Genomic DNA, 26110 nt, shown 5'->3' with positions numbered 1-26110 from the left:
AGACACTCCCACTCGTTAACAATGCCATCTAATGATTTAAATTGAGTATCTACTCATAACCCACTGGTAATCCCAACATATCGCGGGTCACTAAAGTGACGCCTTTTTCCGAGACCCTAAATCCCTTCGCTCTATCGTGGTCATGGTTGTAACCTATTACCGTTCCCTCGGGGATAATACAACCTCGGTCAATGATGGCGTTTTTGATCTTACAATGGCGCAGCACAACCACATCGGGCAATACGACCGAATCTTCCACTACGGAATAAGAACAGACGCGCACTTCATTAAAAAGCACGCTCCTACGCACTGTTGCCCCTGAAATAATGCAGCCGCTAGAAACAATAGAGTCTAGCGCCATGCCACGCCTATCATCGTCATCAAAAACAAATTTGGCTGGGGGCAATTGCTCTTGAAATGTCCAAATGGGCCACTTAGCATCATATAAATTCAAGGCTGGCGTAGGCGATAGTAATTCCATATTGGCTTGCCAAAACGAGTCTAATGTTCCCACATCCCGCCAATAGGCCTGTTCATTCGGGAATGGACTCTTAAAGGGATAAGCGAACACATTATGTTTTTCGATGATCGAAGGAATAATATCTTTGCCAAAGTCACGGTCAGAGGTTGCGTTTTGAGAGTCTTTTTTGAGCTGCTCAAATAAAAACTCTGTGTTAAATACATAGTTGCCCATGGATGCTAAACACATTTCTGGGTTATCGGGGGATGGTTTAGGCCGCTGCGGTTTTTCTTCAAAACCTAATATCCGCATATTGTCATCGACCTCTATCACCCCAAAGGCGCCTGCAGCTTCGGCGATGGGCACTTCAAGGCAAGAGACCGTCATATCCGCACCAGATTCAGCATGGGCGGCTAAAATCCCTGCGTAATCCATGCGATAAACATGATCACCGGACAGTACCATTACATATTTAGGCAACTCATGGCGAATAATATCGATATTTTGAAAGACAGCATCCGCAGTGCCTTGATACCAGTTTTCAGAAAAACGTTGTGATGCAGGTAAAATCTCCACCGACTCCCCGAGTTCTTTCTTAAAATGGCCCCAGCCACGCATCACATGGCGGATTAAGGAATGGGACTTATATTGGGTAACGACCCCCACACGGCGAACCCCCGAATTGATGCAATTTGATAGGGGAAAATCAATAATGCGAAACTTACCACCAAAATAGAGCGCCGGCTTAGCGCGCCAATCGGTCAATTCATGCAAACGCGAGCCCCGCCCGCCAGCCAGAATCAATGCATAGGTTTCACGAGTTAAATTACTGATATAACGTACATTAGACATAGGCTTTACTCCCCATATGGCACATTACTGCCGATAAATTCATTTGATGCTTACAACTTCCAAATCTCATCGCGATAACCGGCAATCGTGACATCACTTGAAAAACGGCCACTGGCGGCACTATTACGAATACTCATTTGCGTCCACAGCTTGGGATCTTTATAAACGCGAGCAACCGCTTCTTGGGCTGTGCGATAACTATCAAAATCCGCCGCCGTCATCCAAGGATCATCTTCACTCTCGATGGACGCGATAATAGGATCGAAAATCCCAGGTTCGAGTAAATTGAAATGGCCGCTTTTCAGCAGCGCCATGACGTCAGATAATGCCGGAGAATTAGCGATAATTTGCTTAGGTTGGTAATGACTGCGCATCTGTACGACTTGCTCGGCATTGAGTCCAAAGAGGAAAAAATTGTCCTCACCGACTTCTTCAAGCATCTCGATATTCGCACCGTCTAAAGTGCCTATAGTCAGGGCGCCATTCATCATAAATTTCATATTGCCCGTACCTGAAGCCTCTTTACCCGCCGTCGAAATTTGCTCAGACAGATCGGTCCCTGGACAAATTTTTTCCATGGCACTGACGTTATAATTGGGTAAAAATGCAAAACGTAAATAGGGGGCAACCACAGGATCAGAATTGACCATATGCGCCACATTACTGGCGAGTTTGATGACAAGTTTTGCCATAAAGTAACCGGGAGCCGCCTTACCACCGATCAAGACGCAGCGCGGTACCATATTGTCGATGCGACCTTGTTGGATCTGATGATAAAGATGGATCACATGTAAGATATTGAGCAGTTGACGTTTATACTCATGGATACGTTTTACCTGCACATCGAACAACATGCTCGGATCAAACTCGACCGCACATTCCTTCAATATCATATTCGCAAGCTGCACCTTATTAGCTTGCTTAACATCGCGCCATTTTTGAATAAAGCTCGCATCTTGGGTTAAGGCATTCAATGCCGTCAATTGACTTAAATCCGTCACCCATTGATGCCCTAAATGGGCCGTCAATAGCTTTGCAAGTGCAGGATTACAATAGGCTAACCATCGTCTAGGGGTAACACCATTAGTACGATTATTAAACTTATGGGGCCACAGGGTATAAAAGTCATTAAAGAGACCTGACTTCAACAGTTGCGTATGCAATCCCGCCACACCATTGACAGAAAAACTCGCCACAATCGCGAGATAAGCCATGCGAACGTGAGGATCTGGACCGTCTTGAATTATTGACATACTCGCCAATTTTTCACTGTCCCCCGGCCAATGGTGGGCAACAATATCTAAATAACGAGCATTGATTTCATAAATAATTTCCAAAATGCGCGGCAACATTAATGCCATCATTCGCACAGGCCACCGCTCTAATGCCTCGGGTAACAAAGTGTGGTTTGTATACGCCATAGTGTGTGTCGTAATAGACCAAGCAGCCTCCCACTCCAATCCATAGTCATCCACCAGCAAACGCATTAACTCTGGGACGGCAATGCTTGGATGGGTATCGTTCAACTGGATCACGTTTTTGACCGCAAAATCACTAAAGTCATTACCATGGTGATGAACCCAGCGCTTAAGCAAATCCTGCAAACTGGCGGAGGATAAAAAGTATTGCTGACGTAATCGCAGTTCTTTGCCGTTTTCGCTTGCGTCATTGGGATAGAGCACCATAGTGATCTGTTCTGCCAAGTTTTTACGGGCCACGGCCTCGGTATAATCACCTTGATTAAATTCAGCTAAATCAAAGTCATCGGTCGCTTCGGCCTTCCATAACCTCAGGGTATTAACGCGACCATTACGGTAACCCGGCACGGGCATATCATAGGCAACGGCAAGTACATCTTGGGTGTCGACCCAAATCATATGCCTGCGTCCTTGCTTATCAACATAGGATTCGGTGTGACCAAAAAAAGGCACGATAACATTGTGGTTGGGTACTCGCACCTCCCACGGGTTACCCTCACGTAGCCAGCGATCTGGGCGCTCAACCTGATACCCATCAACAATTTTTTGGGCAAACATGCCATATTCATAACGAATGCCGTAACCCGTTACGGACAAGTCCATGCTGGCACAACTATCAAGAAAACATGCGGCAAGTCGACCTAAGCCACCATTACCTAAACCTGCGTCATGCTCGGCTTCTTCCAACTCCTCAAGTGTGACAGCATACTTGCTGAGCGCATCTCTGCTTTCATCTTGTAAATCAAGGCTTAATAACGCATTCCCTAACGCCCTACCCATTAAAAATTCCAGTGATAGATAAACCACTTGCTTACGCTCAAAACGACTGTCATTCAATCTGGTTTGGCGCCAGTTATCGAGCATTTGCTCCTTAACACTAATCGCTAGTGCTTGAAACAACTCACAACTCACGCCTTGACCACGGCTTAAGCCATAACGGACGTGGCGTTCAAAGGAGGCCGGCAGTGCATCGCAGGGCTCACAGGGCACTGCAGTGGATTTAGTTTTCCCTCCCGATACCTTAGTCGTCATCGCCTTTGTGGCACGCTTTGCCACTTTGGCTTCGCTGATGTTTTGGCTCAATTCACTGTTATTACTCATAGTTAATTCCTTATAAAATCAGCATAAAACAGCATAAGACTGCGATCTTCTAGCAGGTATCGCATCGATGAGTTCTGAGCATCCAGCGGCTCAGCTTGAAGCGGGGATGGCATCTCTAATTGGGTATGGATAAGACATTGCCACGGACTTAAATGGGCGAGTGTGGGCGGTGTAAAGACCAAGGGATTATCATCGGCATTGACCATTAGTAGCAGTGCTTGCTGGATCTCAACGCCATCACGACAGCCCTGTAAATCACCGGACAAGACAACACAGAGGCTACGGCACATGGATTCACTCCACAGACTCTTAGTCATTTGTTCACCTTGACGGCTAAACCAATCTAAACGGGCACCGGATGCTTCTAAAGGTTTAGCGAGTAACTGCTCATGGATAAAGCGTTTAGCACACAAGAGGGGGAAGCGTTTACGCAGGGCAATTAGCTTTTGAGTAAAACTTAACAGTGCTTTATCCATCCCGGTCACCGACCAATCGAACCAATTGAGCGTGTTGTCTTGGCAGTAGGCGTTATTGTTCCCTAACTGGGTGCGGCCAATTTCGTCACCACTAAGCAACATAGGTACACCTTGGGATAAAAATAAGGTCGTCAAAAGATTGCGTTGCTGACGGCTGCGAAGCGCTAAGATGTGCGGATCTGAGGTAGGCCCCTCAACCCCATAGTGATAACTTAAGTTTTCTTGGTGACCATCCCGATTATCTTCCCCATTAGCAAGGTTGTGTCTCTGGGTATAACTCACTAAATCTTTTAGGGTAAATCCATCATGGCTGGTTAAAAAGTTAATGCTGGCTGCAGGCGGACGCCCACTGTGTTCAAAGAAATCCCCCGAGCCATGAAAACGCCGCGCAAATTCAGGCAACATACCGTGATCGCCGCGCCAAAAGCGTCGCATCGTATCCCGATATCTGTCATTCCATTCACTAAAAGCCACGGGGAAATTGCCTAACTGATAACCGCCGGGACCTATATCCCAAGGTTCAGCAATCAGCTTCACATGGCACAAGATAGGATCCTGCAGCAGTGCATCGAAAAAGCCTGAACCGGGGTCAAAGCCATAGGCTTCTCGCCCAAGGCTGGCGGCTAAATCGAATCTAAAACCATCTACTCCCATAACTTCGACCCAGTAACGCAGAGAGTCGAGCACTAACTGCAACATACGTGGATGATTGATATTTAACGTGTTGCCACATCCAGTATCATTGATATAAAAGCGTTTATCATTTGGGTGCAAACGGTAATAGCTAAGGTTATCGATACCACGAAAACTAAAAGTGGGACCGAGTCGACTGCCTTCAGCACTGTGGTTATAGACCACATCCAGGATGACTTCTATGCCTGCGCCATGCAGTGCATCCACCATAACGCGAAACTCGCCTATATCATCGGAAGATAAGTAACTGGTCTCAGGTGCAAAAAAGCCAATGCTGTTATAGCCCCAATAGTTAGTTAACTGTTTTTCAAGCAAAAAGGGTTCAGTAAAAAAGGATTGCACAGGAAGCAGTTCAACGCAGGTCACTCCAAGTTCAACTAAGTAATCAATAGCTGGCTGGGAGGCCAAACCGGCAAAAGTACCCCGCTGCTTTTCATCTATTGTTGGATGCGATGCCGTAAATCCCTTAAGGTGCATCTCATAGATAATGCTTTGCTCTAACGGTTTAGGCTTAAAGTCGCGCGCAAGCGGCTGGATTTCAGCCGTTGCCATCAAGGACCGAATATCCACCACTTTACATTTAGGCACATAGGCTGCGTTGTCTAAGGTGCTGAATGATAAATCTTCATTGATATTATTTAACTCATAACCATAGTTAGCATCATGGTGTTGATATAGGCCAACTAATTGGCGAGCATAGGGATCTTGCAGCAGTTTATAGGGATTAAATCTGTGCCCAAGCTGCGGCTCATAAAGACCATAAACACGATAACCATAGAGTTGCCCCGCCTTTAAACCATGTACATAGCAATGCCATATCTGCTGGGTTTGCTCACTAAAGGCAATACGATAAATTTCACTGTCACCTTTATCGTCAAATAAGCACAGTTCAACCCCTGTTGCATTAGCGGAAAATAAGGCGAAATTAACGCCATGATCATCGACGGTCGCCCCTAATGGAAAAGGTTTTCCTGCCGCAAGTTCAAATGGCAAATGAATACTCGTCGCAGGCAAAGGTGTGACTATTTGCCTTGCCGTCATCTTCTTTTAGCCTCAACCTGATTGGCTGCAGGGCCAAGGACTAAACAGCTAAGGGGTGGTACCGTAATAAGTGCACTCGACTCCATCCCCTGCCATGGTTGGTTTTGGGCAACCACAAGACCTGCATTACCTTGGTTGCTACCACCATAAAAATAGCTATCGCTATTGAGGTACTCACAAAAATCCCCCGCTTGGGGTAAACCGATGCGAAATCCATGGTGAACACTGGGTGTCATATTGATGACAAAGACGAGGGGTGCATCCCCCGCAAGGCCATAGCGCACAAAGGTAAAAATACTGGCACTGCCATTATCGCAGTCAAGCCAACGAAAGCCTGCGGGTTGGTAGTCAAGCACTGATAACGCAGACATGCCTTGGTATAACTGATTCAGATCCTTAAGCCAGCGTTGCACCCCTTGGTGTGGTTCAAACGCTAATAAATGCCAATCCAAGCTGTGGTTATGATCCCACTCATCCCGCTGAGCAAATTCACTGCCCATGAACAGCAACTTCTTACCGGGATGCCCCCACATAAAACCGTAATAAGCGCGCAAAGTAGCAAATTTTTGCCAATCGTCACCGGGAATTTTATGCAATAGTGAGCCCTTGCCATGGACCACCTCATCATGGCTCACTGACAACATAAATTGCTCGGTATAGGCATACATTAAACTGAAGGTCAGTTGATGATGATGGTATTGACGATAAATGGGATCACGGCTTAAGTAACTTAAGCTGTCATTCATCCAACCCATATTCCATTTAAAGCCAAAGCCCAAACCATGATGATCTGTCGGTTTTGTGACGCCCGCAAAGGCGGTGGACTCTTCGGCTATCATGCAAATACCGGGAAAGGCTTGATACAAGCGTTGATTCAGTATTTGCAGAAAACTGATGGCTTCGAGGTTTTCTCGACCACCATAGGCATTCGGTAGCCATTGACCCGGCTCACGGCTGTAATCAAGGTACAACATCGACGATACCGCATCGAGCCTCAAGCCATCAAAATGAAACTCACGTAGCCAATAGCATGCATTGCTCAGTAAAAAGCTACGCACTTCGCCACGCCCATAGTTGTAAATTAACGTGTCCCAGTCAGGATGCGTGCCCTTGCGCGGATCTTCATGTTCATACAAACAAGTACCATCAAAACGCACTAGGCCGTGGGGATCCTTAGGGAAATGTGCCGCAACCCAATCGAGAACCACACCGATATCCGCCTGATGGCAGGCATCCACAAATGCCTTAAGGCCGTTAGCATCACCAAATCTATGGGTCGGGGCATATAGACCTACAGGCTGATATCCCCATGACCCATCAAAGGGGTATTCACTAATGGGCATCAATTCAATGTGGGTGAAACCTTGGGCTTTGACATAGGGAATAAGTTGTTCAATTAAATCTTGATAATCAAGATATTGCTCACCATTATCGCCCTTACGTCGCCATGAACCTAAGTGAACTTCATAAATCGCCATGGGGGCTTTATGCCACGCCGTTACTGCTCGCTTGTTCAACCATAATGTATCTTTCCAACTGTGTTTGGATTTTTTAGGAACAATAGACGCATTATGCGGCGCACACTCCATTTGAGTCGCCATTGGATCCGATTTTGCGTGGCGTTCTCCATTTGGGTGGACCAAATCAAATTTGTAGTGCGCACCTTCCGCCACGTTGGGCAGAAAAATCTCCCACAAACCATTGGCCATATGTTGGCGCATCACATGCCGAGTATCATCCCAGTGGTTAAAATCACCGACCACAGAAACCCGTTTAGCATTAGGCGCCCATACACAAAAATGTACTCCTTCAATACCTTCAACATCGCGCCAGTTCGCTCCTAAAAATTCGTATGCTCGCTCTGCACTCCCTTCACCAAACAGATATAAATCATCGGCATTGAGTAAAGGACCAAACTGATAGGGATCGACAATTTCTATTTGGCTAAGCGGATATTGTATTCGCAACAAGTACAGAAATGGCTTAACTCGCCGCCCCATAGTACCTGCAAACAAGCCCGCATCATTGACCTTCTCAAGACCCGCTACCCTACGACCATCTTTAATGCTAATCACATCAACCTTGAGCGCATTGCGTAAAAAACACCTAACAATTAACGATTTTCCATCTTCAGAAGTGTGCATGCCTAAGAGTGAAAATACGTCCGTATATTGACCGTTGAGCAGCGCCACATCGGCACCGTTATAGAAGTAAGCATTGGCTTGAGTCATCATTTTGCTTCCGTTTATCAATCAATGGTTCAATCAGGCAGTCTGTCGGTTTTGCTGCATTACATTGTTAGTGAGGCAACTGCCTAGCAGCGGCGATATGTTGTAGCCGCTGCAGGAGCTCTGGCATCTTTGCCGCCTGCTCAATCCCTTGGGGTAAATGCCTTTGCCAATTAGGGTATTCGAGCCAAGTCCCCGGAATATTGACCGCATAGCTATCGGCTAACAAATCGCACCATTGCACACTGTAAAGCGCACTGTTACCCGAGGCCCCTAAGGTCATCCATGCCGTTAATAAGCTTGGTATGTCTATCTCCTGAACACTTGTTTCACCTAATAGGCCTTGGTGCACTAAAAGAGAAAGTAATTGCTGTTTTTCATGCGCTCGTTCAGCTAAGGCACTGGCTAATTGATCGTCGGTTTCAAACAGAGATAATTGCCGCCTCAGGTGCAAATCACTGCCACTCCACCAAGCGACTAAAGTGGGCACATCGTGATTGGCAAGCATCATTAAACTTTGGGGTTTGTACTGACTGGGAGCTTTAAAACCCTGATGGTCGCGGCAAAAATAAAACAACTCATTCCCGTAAATACCTGCGTTATAGAGTCGATGAATAATATCAGGAGGCACTAGCCCTAAATCTTCCCCAATCACGACACAGCGGGCTCGTTGGCTTTCAAGGCAAACAATGGCAAGCAAGGTTTCAACGGGGTAATAAACATAGGCACCCTTACCTAAATTTTTATCCAGCGGCCACCACCATAAACGCAGCAATCCCATCACATGATCAATTCGCAGTGCGCCGCAATGTTCCATGTTGGCGCGCATAAGTGCGATAAAATGCCGAAAATTATCTTGTTTGAGTTTGATAGGATCTAATGGCGTTAGTCCCCAATTTTGCCCTTGTGGTGCAAAGGGATCAGGCGGTGCACCTATGCTCACATTCAAACAAAATTGCGCCACATTGGCTTGAACTTCTACGCCATGAAGTGCGGCGCCAACGGCAAGATCGCGAATGAGGCCAATCCCCATTCCCGCTTCTTTCGCTTTTAATTGGCAAAGTGCTAACTGACTTTGTGCGACAAATTGTAAGTACAGATAAAATCCTGCGTCCTGCACAATTGCCCTTGGACTTCTAAGACATTCCGCTTCGGCAAATTCCAGCAGTGCAGCGCCCTGCTCAGCCACAAAGTCATGGAAATGTTTTGCTCTGGGGGTTTGTAGTGTTAAATGCTTTTCACAGAATAGGCAATATAAACGAGCAAAAGCTCGGTATTTCAGATCGGTTATTTTAGGGTAATTAAGCCAATTATCTTGATGTAGTACATGAATCGCCTCTTGCCAGCTCGATGAAGCAAACTCTGTGGCGAGTAACTCGTACTCGGGTACGCTTTGCATATGAATATAGAGAGGATTGAGTCTACGGCGATCGCAAGGACTGTATGGGCTTGAGTGTTCAGGTGCGGCAATATCAAGGGCATGCAATGGGTTAAGTTGAATAAAATCAGCGCCCTGTGTTGCAACTAAAGTGATAAGCGCTTCAAGATCACCAAAGTCACCTATTCCCCATTGGGTTTCACTACGTAAACTGTAAAGTTGAATACTCACGCCCCATGGTTTATGGCGTTTTCCTTGGATAGCAGTACTTAGCACGCCTTGATATGCCGTACGTGGCGCCACCATTAGCGTGCCATGGAATACCTGAGCCTCTAAAAGATCATGACTGACAAGCGCCGTTGGCGGTAATACAAAAGTAATTGTATGGTAACCTAAACCCAATACTGGGAAATGATTGAGTCCTTCATCGGCCATGTTTGTTTGAGTGTAAAGTGTGTTGTTTTTGACACCATACTCAATGAGATCAAGTCGATATTGTATATACTGACGTTCTCCTTGAGCCTCTGGGATCCGATAATCTCCAATCACTTTCAGTGTAGAAAATGGCACATTTAATAGGATCGACTCTCCATCCTCACAATGAATAGTGATATTGATATCAGTTTTGTAACTATATGGAAGATAAAGGCTTATCCAAGGTTCATCGACAAAACACCATTGAAACTCAGGCAACACTTGGGTCCAAGGAAGCGCATCAAGCTCATAAATTTGTTGTGCGATTGACTCATCACTCAATAACGCCTGCGCAGCAGATGCGAACTGGGGATCGCCATCAGTAGAGGCATTATCCAGCAACATGCACGTTAGAATGCCTTGTCTATCGGTTTCAGAAATGCGGATATACTGGCCAAAGCAATCCGTAAACTCTGCTCCAACCCCTCGCAAATACAGCAACTTCTCCAGCCCCATATTTGTCGCCTCCGCGACTGCTCATCCATAGCTTTAGATACGCAGTAACCATGCCAGCATAAAGTAACAACATGACGACAGATTTATTTCAGCCATATGACAGGAAAGATAATTGATAAATCAGTCAGTTGGTCATTTATTTTGCTTAAAAACACAAAATGAACTGACGTTGAAGTAGATGTTAAATACTTTAAGTGCACTAAATTGAAGCGCTAAATGATTAAAAAAGGTGCAATGCGCCGAAAATGCGCGTGGATATAAATGAGAGGAAAAAACCTAGATATTGCGAGAGCGCATCCTAATTCACCTTCGATAGCAAAACCGAATCACCAACCGATAAAAAGCTGCAACACTTTGTATCAAAAGTACTTTCTAACTTGAACTCCGATCATATTCTCTGTCACCATTCAATGTCGATATCAAAAAGAAACATCAAGCCATTCGAGTTCGATCAACGATCTTAGGCTCTAAATCTACCTGTAACGAAAATAACTCAAGATAAGGATATTAGGATGAAAATGTTAACAGGATTCGTTTTAGCTGGCAGTTTGACCATAGCATTAATGGGATGCGGTGGAAGCGATGATGAAACAACGACGACACCCCCTACACCAAATCCAATTCCTCCCTCGTTATCTGCAGATATTTGTTATCTTATGAACACTTCTAAAGGTGAGTTCACGTTGGCCATCGATCTCACAAATATGCCCATCACTGGGAAAAACTTTAAACACTATGTTGATAAGTCTTTCTATAATGGAACTTTATTCCATAGGACCGTCAATAACTTCGTCATTCAAGGCGGCGGATTTACCACTGGATTAAACGCTAAATCTACAGACGCACCGATTAAAAATGAGGCATCTATTGGGATAAGCAATAAACGCGGCACTCTCGCTATGGCTCGGACCAAGGCATCAAACTCTGCGACCTCTCAGTTTTTTATTAATATCTTGGATAATCCACAACTGGATGCGTCGACTAACAGCTACGGCTATGCGGTATTTGGTAAAGTAGTAAAAGGTATGGATGTGGTCGATCAGATAAGCATAGTGCCAACAAAAACGGTTGACGGTTTTATTGACACCCCTGTACAAGAGATTTTTATTAACACTGTGTCCGAAACCCACTGTCCAACAGATTAAGTGCTATAGGAGTTGTACCTGCTTTTAAGTCAATACAGCACGAAAGTGAAATAGCTTAAAAATGCTTAACTTAACCAATATTGGCGGTATGACTCTCACTCATCCCCTTGGATTTTTCCCACTAAAAGCATAGGTGCGGCATCAATTTTATCGGCATCCATCATCACCGCTATACGCTCAACCGCCGAAAGCAATTGGCTTTGCTCCCATTCTTCAAGATTTTGATAACGCTTGATAAAGTGATCTTGTAACGGTTTCGGTGAATCTTGTAATAAGCTCCGCCCAGCATCACTTAAAGATAAATGCACTTTACGTTTATCTGTATCACTCCGTTTGCGTATCACTAAACCACGCCCCTCGAGACGATCAATAATGGTGGTCACTGTCGCAGGACTTAACGTAATTTCTTCAGCAACTTGTTTTGCAAGGGGAGCATCTAGTTGAGCAATTTTTTGCATCACCATCAATTGTGGCCCAGTTAAACCTGAATGTTTGTTCAATTGGCGAGAATGAATATCGATAGCGCGGATCACCCGGCGCAGTGAAATCAATAGTTGTTCGTACTTTTCCATATAATCCTACCCTAGTTATCTTCAACACCTTACCAGAAAGTGAGATTGAACTCATCCCAGCACTTTATTTCAGTAAAATGAGGCATGTTAAAGATAAAATGTGGCTTTTTGCCTATTAAACTCAAGCTGTATAAATCTCTTCAAAATCATATCGTATATCTAGCCTAATTCTCGTCATAAAAGACCACAATTTAGTTACCGAGCTCCAACTTTAGTGGGAAATCACTTACAAATAAGCCTTCAATTCGATCTGTGTCACAAATTACCCCCAGTCAAGTTGGTAGTTTAGTAACAAGAAAAGAAAACAACTTTATATCACAAGTAAATAGGTGACTTTATGGCTGCTAAATTTTTTATTCCTTCTGTCAATGTATTAGGCCAAGGCGCAGTAGACGATGCTATCGGAGATATTAAAACCTTAGGGTTTAAACGTGCCTTGATTGTCACTGATAAACCCCTTGTTAAAATAGGTTTAGTGGGTGAAATTGCAGAAAAACTTGGTAAAAATGGCATAACTGCAACCATATTTGATGGTGTTCAACCAAACCCAACTGTCACGAATGTTGAGGCAGGTTTAGCATTGCTGAAAACAAATAACTGCGATTTTGTGATTTCATTAGGTGGTGGCTCACCCCACGATTGCGCAAAGGGTATTGCCCTTGTCGCTACCAATGGTGGCAGTATTAAAGACTATGAAGGTCTAGATAAATCCGCTAAACCACAGTTGCCATTAGTCGCTATCAACACAACCGCAGGCACTGCCAGTGAGATGACCCGCTTCTGTATCATTACCGATGAAGCACGCCATATAAAAATGGCAATTGTCGATAAGCACACCACCCCCTTACTATCCGTTAACGATCCTGAGTTAATGCTGAAAAAGCCCGCCAGTCTAACGGCAGCAACAGGAATGGATGCATTGACTCACGCGGTCGAAGCGTATGTATCTACGGCAGCCAACCCAATTACCGATGCCTGCGCGATCAAGGCCATTGAATTAATTCAGGCAAACTTAATCAACGCAGTTGAAAACGGTCAAGACATCAACGCCCGCGAACAAATGGCCTATGCTCAGTTTCTTGCAGGAATGGCCTTTAACAACGCCAGTTTAGGTTATGTACATGCCATGGCACACCAATTAGGTGGTTTTTATGATTTGCCCCACGGTGTCTGTAATGCGCTACTGCTGCCCCATGTGCAAGAGTATAATGCGCAGGTTGTACCCGCTCGTTTAAAAGATATTGCTAAAGCGATGGGGGTTGATGTCTCTGCGATGACAGATGAACAAGGTGCCAATGCTGCGATTAGCGCAATTAAAAAGCTATCCGTTTCAGTTAAGATCCCAGAAAACCTGACCTTATTAGGTGTAAAAGCAGAAGATATTCCAACACTTGCAGATAACGCGTTGAAAGACGCCTGTGGCTTTACTAACCCAAAACAAGCGACACACGCAGAGATCTGCCAGATCTTCACTAACGCGCTGTAATTTGCGTGAGAAACGATTCGCTGTCATGCGCATAAGTCAATGCGACATCATTCTTCAATGAATTCATTTACGCCTCAATAGTGCACGGATGATCCGCGCGCTATTGAGGCTTTCCTATCACAATTTCTATAAGACAATTAGATATTAAAAATTGGGCAACAAAAAATAACATAAAAGTCAGTATCTATGCGCTTTTACACTGACAAAACACTCACAAATCAGCATATTTAAGAAGAAAGGATCTGAGACTCAAATATTCATAGCGAAATGATATAAAAAACGTGATCTCGGTAGGTTACAGACTGTAACAGATCCGATAGACTTGCCCCAGTTCGCTTTTTCCCTGCAAAAGATGAAGCCAGCTGAGGGGCCCATTCTAAGGAATGGGCCCCTGTCCATTATTAAGTGCCATTTCTTAGCTATCTTATCCAATTTTCTCTAACCTCCATCAAGCTAATCATGTGTTGCCTATCAATATGCAACGGCAGCTACCATCACAACATTCCAATATTGTTGCTTTATTCATCAGTAATTCAGTAAATGCGAAACTTACCTTAAAACTGAGATCTAGCACAAAGTTATTGGTAAAAAACTCATGCTAAATAGCACCATAACCAATCTAAGTAACAGGTTAATTTCCATACAAAAACAAACCTTACCACTGTAAAAAAGCCAACAAAAAATAGCCATAATTAATGATTGACCGAATTCAAAAACGATGCCTATGATGGCAACAATATCCTCGAACAGGTAGGTACGCTATGACAGCAATCACTCACGTATATAACTACACCGTTAGATGTCCACATTACAAAGATCCTGAACATCCCGTTACTTGGTTAAATCATATTGAAATGAACCAATCCTGTGAAATTGCATTAAATCGTATTACCAAATGGCATGAACTGTCGGGCAATAAATCCTTCGAAACCAGCAAATTTGTGGTTCGTAAAGCTGAAAATGAAGACGCCTACTTTTCAATGCAGAGTGATAGACTTAAAAATGATGGTCATGCCCTTGTCACTTTTAAAATATTTTTAGATGAATGCTGTGATGACGCCGCGCCAGAAGAAATTATGCAGCACCTGATTGAAGATTATCAGCAACGATTAGCTAAGTTAGAACAAGCCTAGCGAACTCTGCCTGCCGTTATACCAACGCCAGCCCTAAATCGCTGGCGTTTTGCTAAGTTGATTTCAATAAAACAGCCTTGTCGCCAAAATCCAACAAAACAACAAGGTGAGCTAGTGCACATTTACAAACTTACCACCAAGCGCCAGATCACATTTCCTTATCAAGCCAATCGTTAGCAATCATAACTATTGCAAACCTATAAATATAAAAACCTTTAAAATCATAAAGAAATAATACAAAAATTCAGATTTCACACTATTAACCTCAAATTTCAGCTCAATTGCCGAACCTGATGACCACTGTTACTATTTTGTGACGCAAAATTCTTTAGCTCACTCACCCGATAACTTTACCCCACATAAATAGGAGCTTTACCATGACCATCACAAACATAGTCATTGTCGGGGGCGGTGCTGGTGGGATGGAGATTGCGACGAAATTAGGCCATAAACTAGGTCGTAAAGAAAAAGCCAGAATCACTTTAATTGATTGTGCTGAAAGTCATATTTGGAAACCCCTACTACATGAAGTCGCAACAGGCGCACTTGATGTCGGCATTGATGCACTAAGTTATCGTAGCCATGCCGCTGCACATGGCTACCATTTCCAGCAAGGGGCAATGACTAATATTGATAGGCAAAACAAACAAGTTATCCTCTCCGCCATTTGTGACGATAACGGCGAGATCTTATTACCCGCTCGCCGCATTGACTATGATTACTTAGTAATTGCGATTGGGAGTATCGCGAATGATTTCAATATCCCTGGCGTACGAGAGCATTGTCAATTCCTCGATAATACCGAACAAGCGATGGCTATCCGTAAAATTTTACTCAATAAGTTTCTTCGCTATGCCAGCCACAGCCTACTCGCCGACAAGATTAAAATTGCAGTGGTTGGCGCGGGAGCGACTGGGGTAGAAATGTCTGCAGAAATGCATCATGCGGTGGTTCAATTACGAGGATTTGGTTACAACATAGATGCACATCTACTCGAAGTGACGTTAATCGAAGCGGATAAACGTATTCTGCCTAAAGTTGAAAAAGTAGAAATATCAGATTCTGTTGCGAAGGAACTCTCAACGCTTGGTGTAAAAGTGATGACCAATACACGGATCAATCAAGTCACCGCAGATGGACTCACAACAACGGATGATGTTTTTATCCCTGCTGATATGGTGATTTGGTCTACGGGTGTAAAAGCCCCGGATTTTTTAAAAGAAATTGGAGGATTAGAAACCAACCACATCAACCAGATTTTGGTAAAACAAAATATGCAAACCAGCCGAGATCCCCATATTTTTGCCATTGGCGATTGTGCGGCATGCCCTCAGCCCAATGGCACTTGGGTACCTCCCCGCGGACAATCGGCAAGACAAATGGCACTGATGACGGCGGACAATATTGTGCTTATGCTTGAGGGTAAACAAGCAATACATCAATATATTTACAAAGACTTAGGCTCACTGGTCAATCTTTCTAAATTCCACACTGTTGGAAACTTGATGTCTTTTATCGGAGGTGGTGTGATGGTCGAGGGCAAAATTGCACGTTTTGTTTATACCTCTCTGTATCGTAGACACTTAATTGAGCTACACGGCATCGCTAAGGGAACCCTACTCATGTTTGCTAAAGGCATAAGCCGTATTATTCACCCGCACCTAAAATTACACTAAAAGCGACACAAGCATCCTGATCAGGACGTTAAACAAATTGAAACTATCTGTTATATTGGCTTCAGTTAACGTTAGGGACTCACTTTAAGGATGGATATCAAGATGAATAAAGCGACTCTCATTATAATCCCGCTATTGCTTGCCACAACGGCCTGTGCGGATTTAAAAGACGCGGGACGTGCCATCGGCACAACGACTAAAGAGGTCACCACAGAGATAGGCCACGCCACTCGTGACACCACTAGGGCGATTGGACACGCATCAAGAGATGCGGTGAAATCGGTAAAAGAAGATTTAACAAAAGAAGACTAATCACAGTGACGCCTTGGTGTCACTGTGTATTTCAAAACTGTAGATGTTCAAATATACCCAAGGCTGATTAAGCTGCATTAGCACGAATACCGTGTGGCACAGGTAAACCTTGAGCATTGACATTTACAAACACCATCTTATCGATGCTCACCACTGGAGCCTGTGTCATCTTATTACGTACCTGACAGCTCACTGTGATAGAACTGTGTCCAAGACTGACTAACTCTAAACCAAATTCAAGTACATCCCCTTGGCGCGCTGGTGTCATAAAATTGATTTCAGAGATCAACTTAGTGACATGGCTAGTCGTCTTCATCTGGCAAGCCGCAAAGATGGCTGCCTCTTCATCAATCCAACTTAGTAACTGACCACCAAACAACGTATTTGCAGGATTTAAATGCTCGGGTTTAACTAAACGGCGGCTGTAATATTTCATAGCGGTGACCTCAATGTGAATGCCAACAAATCGCTTTGTAGCGCAATAAACTTCAGTATTCACACCAGCATTATTTAGGCCAGAATTGATAGCCTTTTAATAACAACACGATAGCAATAAGTCACTGTAAAATAGTCTAAATACTGCACTAAGTTAGATCAGAATTGCACCATAATAATCACAGTAATGAAGATGAAAAAAATAGCGACTCATAGAGTCGCCAAGCTCAGGCAAGCAAAAACTTACTGGGTAGGAAGTTAAGTCACAAGTGTTGACTTAAAAACCCGTGCAGCTCATGTAGGCGAACTGCACGGGGGTACAACAGCTGCAATGCAGCTAAACAGGGTTTACATTGACAACATCTTACGGGTAAATCGACCTTAGCAATCGCTTAAAACTGCTCTTCTTCGGTAGAGCCAGTCAGCGCGGTAACCGATGAATGACCACCTTGAATAACCGTCGTCACTTGGTCGAAATAACCAGTACCGACCTCCTGCTGGTGGGCAACGAAGGTATAACCCTTCTTGGCCGCAGCAAACTCAACTTCTTGAACTTTCTCAACATAGTGCTTCATGCCTTCGCCACGAGCATAGTCGTAAGCTAAATCAAACATGTTGTACCACATGTTATGAATACCAGCTAACGTGATGAACTGGTACTTATAACCCATGTCTGACAACGCCTGTTGGAAGCGCGCGATAGTGGCATCATCTAAGTTTTTCTTCCAATTGAAAGACGGTGAACAGTTATAGGCGAGCAGTTGATCTGGGTACTTAGCATGAATCGCTTCGGCGAAAATTCGCGCCTCTTCTAAATCTGGCTTGGCTGTTTCACACCAAATCAAATCGGCGTACGGCGCATAGGCTAAACCGCGAGAAATCGCTTGGTCAAGGCCGGCTCTAACCCGATAGAAACCTTCAGTAGTACGTTCTCCAGTGACGAAATCACGATCGTATGGGTCACAATCTGAAGTCAGCAAATCGGCTGCGTTCGCATCCGTACGGGCAATAACCAAGGTTTCTACACCGCTCACATCTGCCGCTAAACGGGCGGCGACTAACTTCTGTACCGCCTCTTGGGTTGGTACTAATACTTTGCCGCCCATGTGACCACATTTCTTCACTGACGCTAACTGATCTTCAAAATGAACACCGGCAGCGCCTGCATCGATCATCGATTTCATCAGTTCAAATGCATTTAATACACCACCAAAGCCGGCTTCGGCATCGGCAATGATCGGCAGGAAATAATCTACAAATGCTTCATCTTCTGGATTGACACCATTACCCCATTGGATTTGATCTGCACGGCGGAAAGAATTATTAATCCGTGATACCACAGCCGGAACTGAGTTAGCAGGGTATAAAGATTGATCTGGATACATAGTACCGGCTAAGTTAGCATCCGCAGCCACTTGCCAACCTGAAAGGTAAATCGCTTCGATACCCGCCTTGGCTTGTTGCACCGCTTGACCACCGGTTAATGCACCAAGTGAATTCACATAGCCTTTTTTTGCCCCGCCATTGACTAATTCCCATAACTTAGCCGCACCACGCTTTGCGATAGTGTTTTCTGGCACAATAGAACCGCGCAGTTTCACTACTTCTTCCGCCGTATAAGGACGACGCACATTTTTCCAACGTGGGTTTTCTGCCCAGTCTTTTTTGATTGCATCAATCTGCTCTTGACGTGAATTCTGCGTTGCCTTAGTCATTGTCTCACTCCTTTATCTTTCAGGTTGTAGCTATCATGAAACTGCCCCACAGTTTCACTCTGCTCATAGGTTTAGATGGCTTTTATCCCACCACTGCACATTCCGTATTACATAAACAGTACAAAATTTTTATCTTAAGCCGTTAGCATCTCGTAACCGGGTAAAGTTAAGAAATCGACCAACTCATCAGAGGTAGTAATATCTTCCAGTAACACCGCCGCTTGGGTGAATTTGCCACTGGTAAATCTGTCACTTCCCACTTCTTCCTTCACATTCGCGAGTTCTTCCACCAACATGTCCTTGAAGAGTTGCTTAGTCACAAGCTTGCCATTAGAGAGTGACTTACCATGTTGGATCCATTGCCAAATTGAGGCTCTAGAAATTTCGGCGGTAGCCGCGTCCTCCATCAAACCATAAATAGGTACACAGCCATTGCCACTAATCCACGCCTCTAGATACTGCAACGCAATACGAATATTAAGACGCATACCTTGCTCTGTACGCTCACCATCACAGGTTTTAAGTAACTCAGCCGCTAGAATGGAAGCATCTACATCACGGGTAATATGTAATTGATTACAATGATCTTGACCTATATATTCGTTAAAAATCCCCATCGCGGTATCAGCAAGACCGGGATGGGCGACCCAAGTACCATCGTGGCCATTACGCGCCTCAAGCTCTTTGTCCCGACGAACCCGCTGCAATACTGCTTCGTTCTGAGCGGGATCTTTTGCTGGAATAAAGGCTGCCATACCGCCCATCGCTAAAGCACCGCGTTTGTGGCAGGTCTTAATCAGGAGTCTTGAATAAGCACTTAAGAAGGGTGTATCCATAGTGACAGCTTGACGATCGGGTAACACTCGGTCGCTATGGCGTTTTAATGTTTTGATATAGCTGAAAATGTAATCCCAACGGCCACAATTAAGTGCCACAATATTAGACCGCAATTCATAGAGAATTTCGTCCATCTCGAACACGGCAGGCAAAGTCTCAATCAAGCAAGTACATTTGATTGTGCCTGCTTGAAGACAAAATCTTTCCTCAACAAAAGCAAACACCTTTGCCCACCAGCGAGCTTCAATATGGCTTTCTAACTTAGGAATATAGAAGTATGGACCACTGCCCTTTGCTAAGAGTTGGCGATAGTTGTGATAGAAATACAGTGCGAAATCGAACAGTGAACCAGGAATAGACTCACCGTTAAATTGCACATGCTTTTCTTTCAAATGTAAGCCGCGAACACGGCAAATAAGTACTGCCGGATGAGGGCCAAGTTTGTAATGTTTACCTGTTTCTGGCGCGGTATATTCGATATCACCACGAACAGCATCACGTAAGTTAATTTGGCCTTCTACCACTTTTTGCCAACTTGGCGCTAAAGAGTCCTCGAAATCGGCCATAAATACTTTTGCGTTAGCATTAAGCGCATTGATCACCATTTTACGTTCAACGGGGCCAGTAATTTCGACTCTACGGTCAAGAAGATCTGTTGGGATCCCGCGGATTTGCCACGCACCATCCCGAATAGCACGGGTTTCAGGTAAGAAGTCTGGTAATCCCCCTTTATCGATGCGAGCTTGCTTTTCTTTACGTTTAGCAAGTAGCACAGGAACCTCGCCAGCAAACTCGCGGCAAAGAGATTCGAGTAAGGCTACAGCCCCGTCGGTAAAAATCACCTCTTGTCCAGGAATATCAGGCCCCACAATATCAAGTGTCGCGTTTGGTGCGGCTTTACCCAGTGTCGAATTCAATTGCTGCTCACTCAAAGTGTGTTCCGTCATCTTGATGCCCTCCCAAGAGGCTCAACTATTCACAGGCTTAACGCTGACTTCTAAAGCAGTAGCATCCCCAATCACCACGGCTTATAAACTCACCAAAAAACCATCAAATGTTTGTTTAAGACTAAAACCTACCGACAAATGATTGTATTTGCAACAGTCAAAGATTAGCAAAAATGCGCATTAACCTAAGTAAACCTTATGCTAAAATTGGTCAGACCAAACAGGGAAAATAAGCATAAGTCAATGATATAATTCAAATTAAAAATCTTAACAACTGAGGTTGATTTCAGTTAAATGAAAATTGTCAGACAACTTTACCAACCGACACTCAAAGTAATTATTTACGTAATTAAAAAACATTACGTAAATTTATAATTACATGCATATCACCCTATTAGACCTAAGTAGAAAATACTCAATGTTTTGAACTAACCTAGAGGGAAGTAAGCTAAATCCATATAAATCATACTGATAACCACCATTGCTATCACCACACATTAAAACGACCGTTTAATTTTTACGTTTACGTAAACGAGATGCATATCCTATATGATTCAAGCTAAGTACCTGGTTGCGTTTCCCGATCAACAAGGTGGGATGTGATGGTTAACTCAAAAAATAAATCACTTTTTTATAAAAAAAATGAAACAAATTCGCCATAACAACGGGAGGGAGCTTAGACGCAATTTTTTATAAGGCTTTTCTTCTGTGAGAACCCATCTTTTACTTCCTCAAATATACGCCTTTCGTAACACTTATTCGCAGCACTGCATATTTCAACCACGACATCTGAAACATATGTTGCCAACTTAAATACAAATCATTACTATTCGCGACCTATTTATTTGGGGGGAACCATTAATGAAATCATTCCGTTTGTCACTAACTGCACTCGCCTGCCTTTCCGCTTTATCGCAAACGTCATACGCTGAAGCTAACTCGGTATCAGCCAATTCTGAAGCCAACATTGAGCGCATCACAGTTTATGGCAGACAGAACTCAGTGGTGAAAAATTCGGGGTTAGCGACTAAATCCGACATGTCTCTCATGGAAACCCCAGCTGCGGTTGTGATTGTTGACCAAGATCTGATCGAAACCCAAGGTACAGATAATCTGCAGGATTTGATCCGTAATATTAGTGGTGTAACTCAAGCGGGTAATAACTACGGTATTGGTGACAACATAGTCATCCGTGGCTTAGGGGCTAATTACACCTATGATGGTATGTATGGTGGTGCAGGCCTTGGAAATACTTTTAATCCAACACGTTCATTAACAAATGTCGAATCTGTTGAGGTACTAAAAGGACCTGCTACAGGGCTTTATGGTATGGGCAGTGCTGGCGGCGTTATCAATCTTATTGAAAAGAAACCGCAATTCGAGTCAAAAAACAAATTTATCGCCGAAGTTGGTCAATGGGATACCTACTCACTCGCACTCGATAGCACTGGGGGATTAACAAATGATGTCGCTTACCGTTTAGTCGCTAAAACCGCTCGCAGTGACGGTTACCGTGATATAGGCACAGATAGAGATGAAATGTATGGCGCCTTGAAGTGGGTATTAACTGATAGCCAAGATCTCATGCTTTAAGGTGCTTACATTAAAGACGCTATTGCGGTTGATTCTATTGGCCATCCAATTCGAATTTATAATGCTGACTCGGTTGGTGGAAAAACGGCGGGAGAAGTCACTTGGCAAGACTTAATTAACGATCCTAGCGGTAAAGGTTTACAACTCACCGATGAACAACGCCAACAACTGGCCGCCTCTCTCTCGAGTGGTGATGGTCTAACGCCTTATTCTTTTGGTGATGCTGGACTGATTTCACCAATGGCAAAAGATAATGAAGGTGAAGAATTAAGATTTAAGCTCACCCATAACATCTACTTCAACGACAATCTTTTTTTGAATCAGCAAGTGCAGTATCGTGATTATACTTCAGGCTTTGCTCGCCAAACGGGTGCTTATAACTATGTTTATTGGAAGCAAGGAAAAAACCCAATAAACACTGAGCCCCGCGCACCTTTGGTTGAGAATGGCGTACTTTACCCCTTTGCCGCCAGACGACAGGAATACCGCAAAGTTGATGCCGATGAAACTTCGTGGCAGTACTTTGCCGACCTACGTTATGACTTCCAAATTGGCCATATAGACAACGAACTATTGATCAATGCCAACTATGAAGATCGCAATATTCGCTTTAAGCAATATTCAATCTACGATGCAGATCAAGTCTTTAAAGACAAAGATGGAAAAATCACTTATCAAGGCTCTCTGCCTTATATTTATGACATCCGTCATCCGAATTGGGGCACAGGTAAATTTGAGGACTATGATCCACTAAAAACCGCTAACTATAACAAGACTGTCAGTGCCTGGGGCTTGGGATTACAACATGTTGGTTATTTAGGCTACGGTTTTACGACCCGGATTGGCATTGCCTTTAATGAGATAAAACAAAGTTATGAACACTTAGGCCTTGATCCTCGCTATAGCATTAGCCAATCCCAAGCGACTCCAGAGGCCGATACCACAGATAACGGCATGACCTATAACTTAGGCTTGACCTACATGCCGATAGAGGATCTATCATTCTTTATCAATCACTCAAAGGGACGCACTGCCTACAGTGTGCTCGATGTAGTAAAAGATAATGCTACCAACCGAGATGATTCTGAATCAATTAGTAATGATTTAGGTATGCGCTTTAAGGCATTTGAGGATCAATTACTGGGTTCACTAGTATTGTTTAAAAGCTCGCGCACTAATGTCGCCTATAACAATCCTGATTATACCAATGGCATATTAACCCCTAATATTCCCGTGTATTTTTACGACGGAAGTGAAGATACTCAAGGAGTCGAACTCGATCTCAATGCCCACCTGAATGATCAATGGCGCGTTAACCTGAATGGAATGTACCAAGATGCAAGGGATAAGCAAAACCCGAATGACATCGCAAATTACGACAGCCGTCAAAAAGGTGTTCCCTATGTCACCGCCAGTGCATGGGTAACTTATGGCGCAAACTGGTTTGCATTATCAAGCCCGATTGAACTGAGTTTAGGTGCTAAATATGTGGATGATAGAAGTACACACTCAAGTTCATTTGGAATTCCTGATGGTTATGTCCCTAGCTATACCGTGATGGATTCAGCAATAAGTTACACTGCTGACTCATGGAAAATCCAATTTAATATCAATAATCTATTCAATAAAGACTATTACAATAAAGCGATGTTCTTAGGAGGAATGCCGGGTGAAGAGCGCAATGTGAAACTGCAATATAGCTATAGTTTCTAATCTTTTCATTTAAGCCCATAAGCGACAAGAGAGCCGTGAAGCTCTCTTGTCGCTTTTTATTGCTATAAACACTTAGCTCACGTTTTCCCTATCGCCACGCATTAATGATTCCAACTCAGCCTTGCCTTTGTTCGATAGATCAATCAAGGTGGCCAGATCATTTTGGTGAGCGGCACTGGCAATCACCAGCTTTTTATCGTGCTCAGCAAAAATTTTAACTCGTTCATTAGCTTGCACCTGTGATAAACCGAGACCTTGAAGAATCTTTTCACTGGCTGATAAAGCCGAGCCAAAGGTTTCGCGAAACACATCTGTTACCCCAAGACTCATCAAACGATAAGCATGGTTACGATCCCGAGCTCGCGCAACAATATTAACGTGAGGAAAGTGAGTTTTGACTTGTTGAGCTATTTCAATGGAATCCTCAACATTATCAACAGCAAGCAATAATAACCTTGAGCGAGCAATTCCTGCCGACATCAACATATCTAAACGCCTAGCGTCACCAAAATAGACTTCACCGCCATATTTACGAATAACATCAACATGGCTTGCATCTTTATCCAAGGCAACAAAAGGTATCCCAGATGATGCCAATATACGCCCCGTGATTTGCCCGACACGGCCAAACCCCGCAATCACGACCTCAGATTCGGTGACATTAATAGTATCGGGTAATCTTGTATCCACCACTTTGGCTTTAGTCGCACGAAATAGCGTAAAAATCATCGGCGTAACGGCCATAGACAAACCAATAGCAAGCACTAAAATCTGTGCGATCTTATCCCCTACAACGCCAGAAATCTGAGCCTGAGATAACAACACAAAAGCAAACTCACCACCTTCAGCCAAAATCAAACCGAGGGCAATACTCGGACGCCACTTATGGTGGCGTAAGCGACCAAGCAACATAAGAACAATCGTTTTAATAAGTAACATGCTTATTAAAATAAATAAAATAAGTAGTGGTTCAGTTAACAGTAACGAGAGATCCATGCTCATACCGACAGCCATAAAAAAGAGCCCCAACAGCAATCCTTTAAAGGGTTCGATATCGGTCTCAAGTTGGTGTCGATAACTCGAGTTAGCAAGCATAATACCCGCCATAAAGGCCCCCATACCTGCGGATAATCCGAGCCATTCCATTAACTCTGCACTACCCATGACGAGCAATAATGCAAAAGCGGTAAGCACTTCGCGTACACCACTACTTGCGACCAACTTAAGTATACGTGGGAGTAAATATTTGCCGACTAATACAAAACTCACTAAGGCCAAACACGTCCAATACCAAGGTACTGCATGATGTTCAATTGGTGCAGAATTAGGTGCTAAGTAGGTCGTTAATAACAGCATAGGAATAACGGCAAGATCTTGCATCAACAAGACACCAAAGGCATCACGTCCTAGCGGAGTTGTTAATAATCGATGTTCACTCATTAATTGCACGGCAAAAGCGGTTGACGATAAAGATAAAGCAGCGCCAACGACTAAAGCAGCCTCTATAGATAAACCAAAGGTCCAAGCCAATCCACCAATAGCAGCCCATGAGAGTAACAACTGACCCGTGCCCAAGCCAAAAATCGCACTTCTCAGTTCCCACAATTTACTGGGATTAAGCTCAAGGCCGAGCACAAAAAGCATCAGCACCACACCAAGCTCAGCAAAATGCAATACCGCAGCAGGATCAGATACTAACGCCATACCACCCGGGCCTAAAATGACTCCCGCTGCGAGATAAGACAGGATGGGGCCGGCACCAAAGCGTTTACCCAAAGGCACAAAAATAACCGCGGCTAATAAAAATAACAGCACAGAAGTGAGTAAACTCGACGGTTCCATCAAAGCTCCAACAAAAATATAGGTATCGAATAACGGCGCACGCCTTAAGCTAGGCATGAGTGTGGCA

15 protein-coding genes and 1 pseudogene are annotated in these 26110 nt (G+C 44.0%); 6 read left to right on the top strand and 10 right to left on the bottom strand.

The window, feature by feature from the left end; all coding sequences use genetic code 11:
- Positions 1 to 49: 49 nt before the first annotated feature.
- The 5 genes from glgC to malQ all read right to left on the bottom strand — a co-directional run bounded on the left by glgC (position 50) and on the right by malQ (position 10637).
- The gene (gene glgC, locus JEZ96_RS05910) at positions 50 to 1312 is read right to left on the bottom strand and encodes a glucose-1-phosphate adenylyltransferase (RefSeq protein WP_011790125.1); all 1263 of its coding nucleotides are present in this window, start codon (positions 1310 to 1312) and stop codon (positions 50 to 52) included.
- A gap of 50 nt (positions 1313 to 1362) precedes the next feature.
- Positions 1363 to 3891, bottom strand: a complete 2529-nt coding sequence (locus JEZ96_RS05905) for a glycogen/starch/alpha-glucan phosphorylase (RefSeq protein WP_061782676.1) — start codon at positions 3889 to 3891, stop codon at positions 1363 to 1365.
- Between the two features lie 2 nt (positions 3892 to 3893).
- Entirely contained in the window at positions 3894 to 6101 is a 2208-nt protein-coding gene (glgX, locus tag JEZ96_RS05900; RefSeq protein WP_014610156.1) for a glycogen debranching protein GlgX, read from the bottom strand.
- A complete protein-coding gene (glgB, locus tag JEZ96_RS05895; protein WP_014610155.1) occupies positions 6098 to 8335 on the bottom strand; it encodes a 1,4-alpha-glucan branching protein GlgB in 2238 nt (745 codons plus the stop codon). The genes glgX and glgB overlap by 4 nt, the downstream gene beginning before the upstream one ends.
- A gap of 64 nt (positions 8336 to 8399) precedes the next feature.
- On the bottom strand, positions 8400 to 10637 hold the full coding sequence (gene malQ, locus JEZ96_RS05890; RefSeq protein ID WP_128090139.1) for a 4-alpha-glucanotransferase: 2238 nt from the start codon (positions 10635 to 10637) through the stop codon (positions 8400 to 8402).
- 512 nt (positions 10638 to 11149) lie between these two features.
- Between malQ and JEZ96_RS05885 the strand changes: the two genes are divergently transcribed.
- The gene (locus JEZ96_RS05885; protein WP_025007418.1) at positions 11150 to 11782 is read left to right on the top strand and encodes a peptidylprolyl isomerase; all 633 of its coding nucleotides are present in this window, start codon (positions 11150 to 11152) and stop codon (positions 11780 to 11782) included.
- A 95-nt stretch (positions 11783 to 11877) separates the two neighbouring features.
- Here JEZ96_RS05885 and JEZ96_RS05880 read toward each other — a convergent pair whose 3' ends face one another.
- Positions 11878 to 12354 (bottom strand): MarR family winged helix-turn-helix transcriptional regulator, encoded by a 477-nt coding sequence (locus JEZ96_RS05880; RefSeq protein WP_011790131.1) that lies wholly within the window; start codon positions 12352 to 12354, stop codon positions 11878 to 11880.
- 337 nt (positions 12355 to 12691) lie between these two features.
- On the opposite strand from JEZ96_RS05880, the gene yiaY reads away from it, so the two are divergent.
- The 4 genes from yiaY to JEZ96_RS05860 all read left to right on the top strand — a co-directional run bounded on the left by yiaY (position 12692) and on the right by JEZ96_RS05860 (position 16961).
- The gene (gene yiaY, locus JEZ96_RS05875; protein WP_011790132.1) at positions 12692 to 13840 is read left to right on the top strand and encodes an L-threonine dehydrogenase; all 1149 of its coding nucleotides are present in this window, start codon (positions 12692 to 12694) and stop codon (positions 13838 to 13840) included.
- Between the two features lie 761 nt (positions 13841 to 14601).
- Positions 14602 to 14973: a hypothetical protein gene (locus tag JEZ96_RS05870; RefSeq protein WP_011790133.1), complete on the top strand. Its 372-nt coding sequence runs from the start codon at positions 14602 to 14604 to the stop codon at positions 14971 to 14973.
- Between the two features lie 377 nt (positions 14974 to 15350).
- On the top strand, positions 15351 to 16649 hold the full coding sequence (locus JEZ96_RS05865; protein WP_025007417.1) for an NAD(P)/FAD-dependent oxidoreductase: 1299 nt from the start codon (positions 15351 to 15353) through the stop codon (positions 16647 to 16649).
- A 102-nt stretch (positions 16650 to 16751) separates the two neighbouring features.
- Positions 16752 to 16961, top strand: coding sequence for a hypothetical protein (locus JEZ96_RS05860; protein WP_014610151.1), 210 nt, complete (start codon positions 16752 to 16754; stop codon positions 16959 to 16961).
- Positions 16962 to 17028: 67 nt separating this feature from the next.
- Here JEZ96_RS05860 and JEZ96_RS05855 read toward each other — a convergent pair whose 3' ends face one another.
- The 3 genes from JEZ96_RS05855 to aceB form a co-directional block, all read right to left on the bottom strand.
- Positions 17029 to 17397 carry an acyl-CoA thioesterase gene (locus JEZ96_RS05855; protein WP_011790136.1) on the bottom strand — a complete coding sequence of 123 codons (369 nt, stop codon included), beginning with the start codon at positions 17395 to 17397 and terminating at the stop codon, positions 17029 to 17031.
- A 391-nt stretch (positions 17398 to 17788) separates the two neighbouring features.
- A complete protein-coding gene (gene aceA / locus JEZ96_RS05850; RefSeq protein ID WP_011790137.1) occupies positions 17789 to 19111 on the bottom strand; it encodes an isocitrate lyase in 1323 nt (440 codons plus the stop codon).
- A 134-nt stretch (positions 19112 to 19245) separates the two neighbouring features.
- Entirely contained in the window at positions 19246 to 20895 is a 1650-nt protein-coding gene (aceB, locus tag JEZ96_RS05845; protein ID WP_128090140.1) for a malate synthase A, read from the bottom strand.
- Positions 20896 to 21756: 861 nt separating this feature from the next.
- On the opposite strand from aceB, the pseudogene JEZ96_RS05840 reads away from it, so the two are divergent.
- Positions 21757 to 24201, top strand: a pseudogene (locus JEZ96_RS05840) (TonB-dependent receptor).
- 72 nt (positions 24202 to 24273) lie between these two features.
- Here JEZ96_RS05840 and JEZ96_RS05835 read toward each other — a convergent pair.
- Positions 24274 to 26043, bottom strand: coding sequence for a monovalent cation:proton antiporter-2 (CPA2) family protein (locus JEZ96_RS05835; RefSeq protein ID WP_011790140.1), 1770 nt, complete (start codon positions 26041 to 26043; stop codon positions 24274 to 24276).
- Positions 26044 to 26110 lie beyond the last annotated feature (67 nt).

The organism is Shewanella putrefaciens (genome assembly GCF_016406325.1).
In the GTDB taxonomy this organism is placed as follows: domain Bacteria; phylum Pseudomonadota; class Gammaproteobacteria; order Enterobacterales; family Shewanellaceae; genus Shewanella; species Shewanella putrefaciens.
This window is presented reverse-complemented; position numbering and strand designations above follow the sequence as displayed.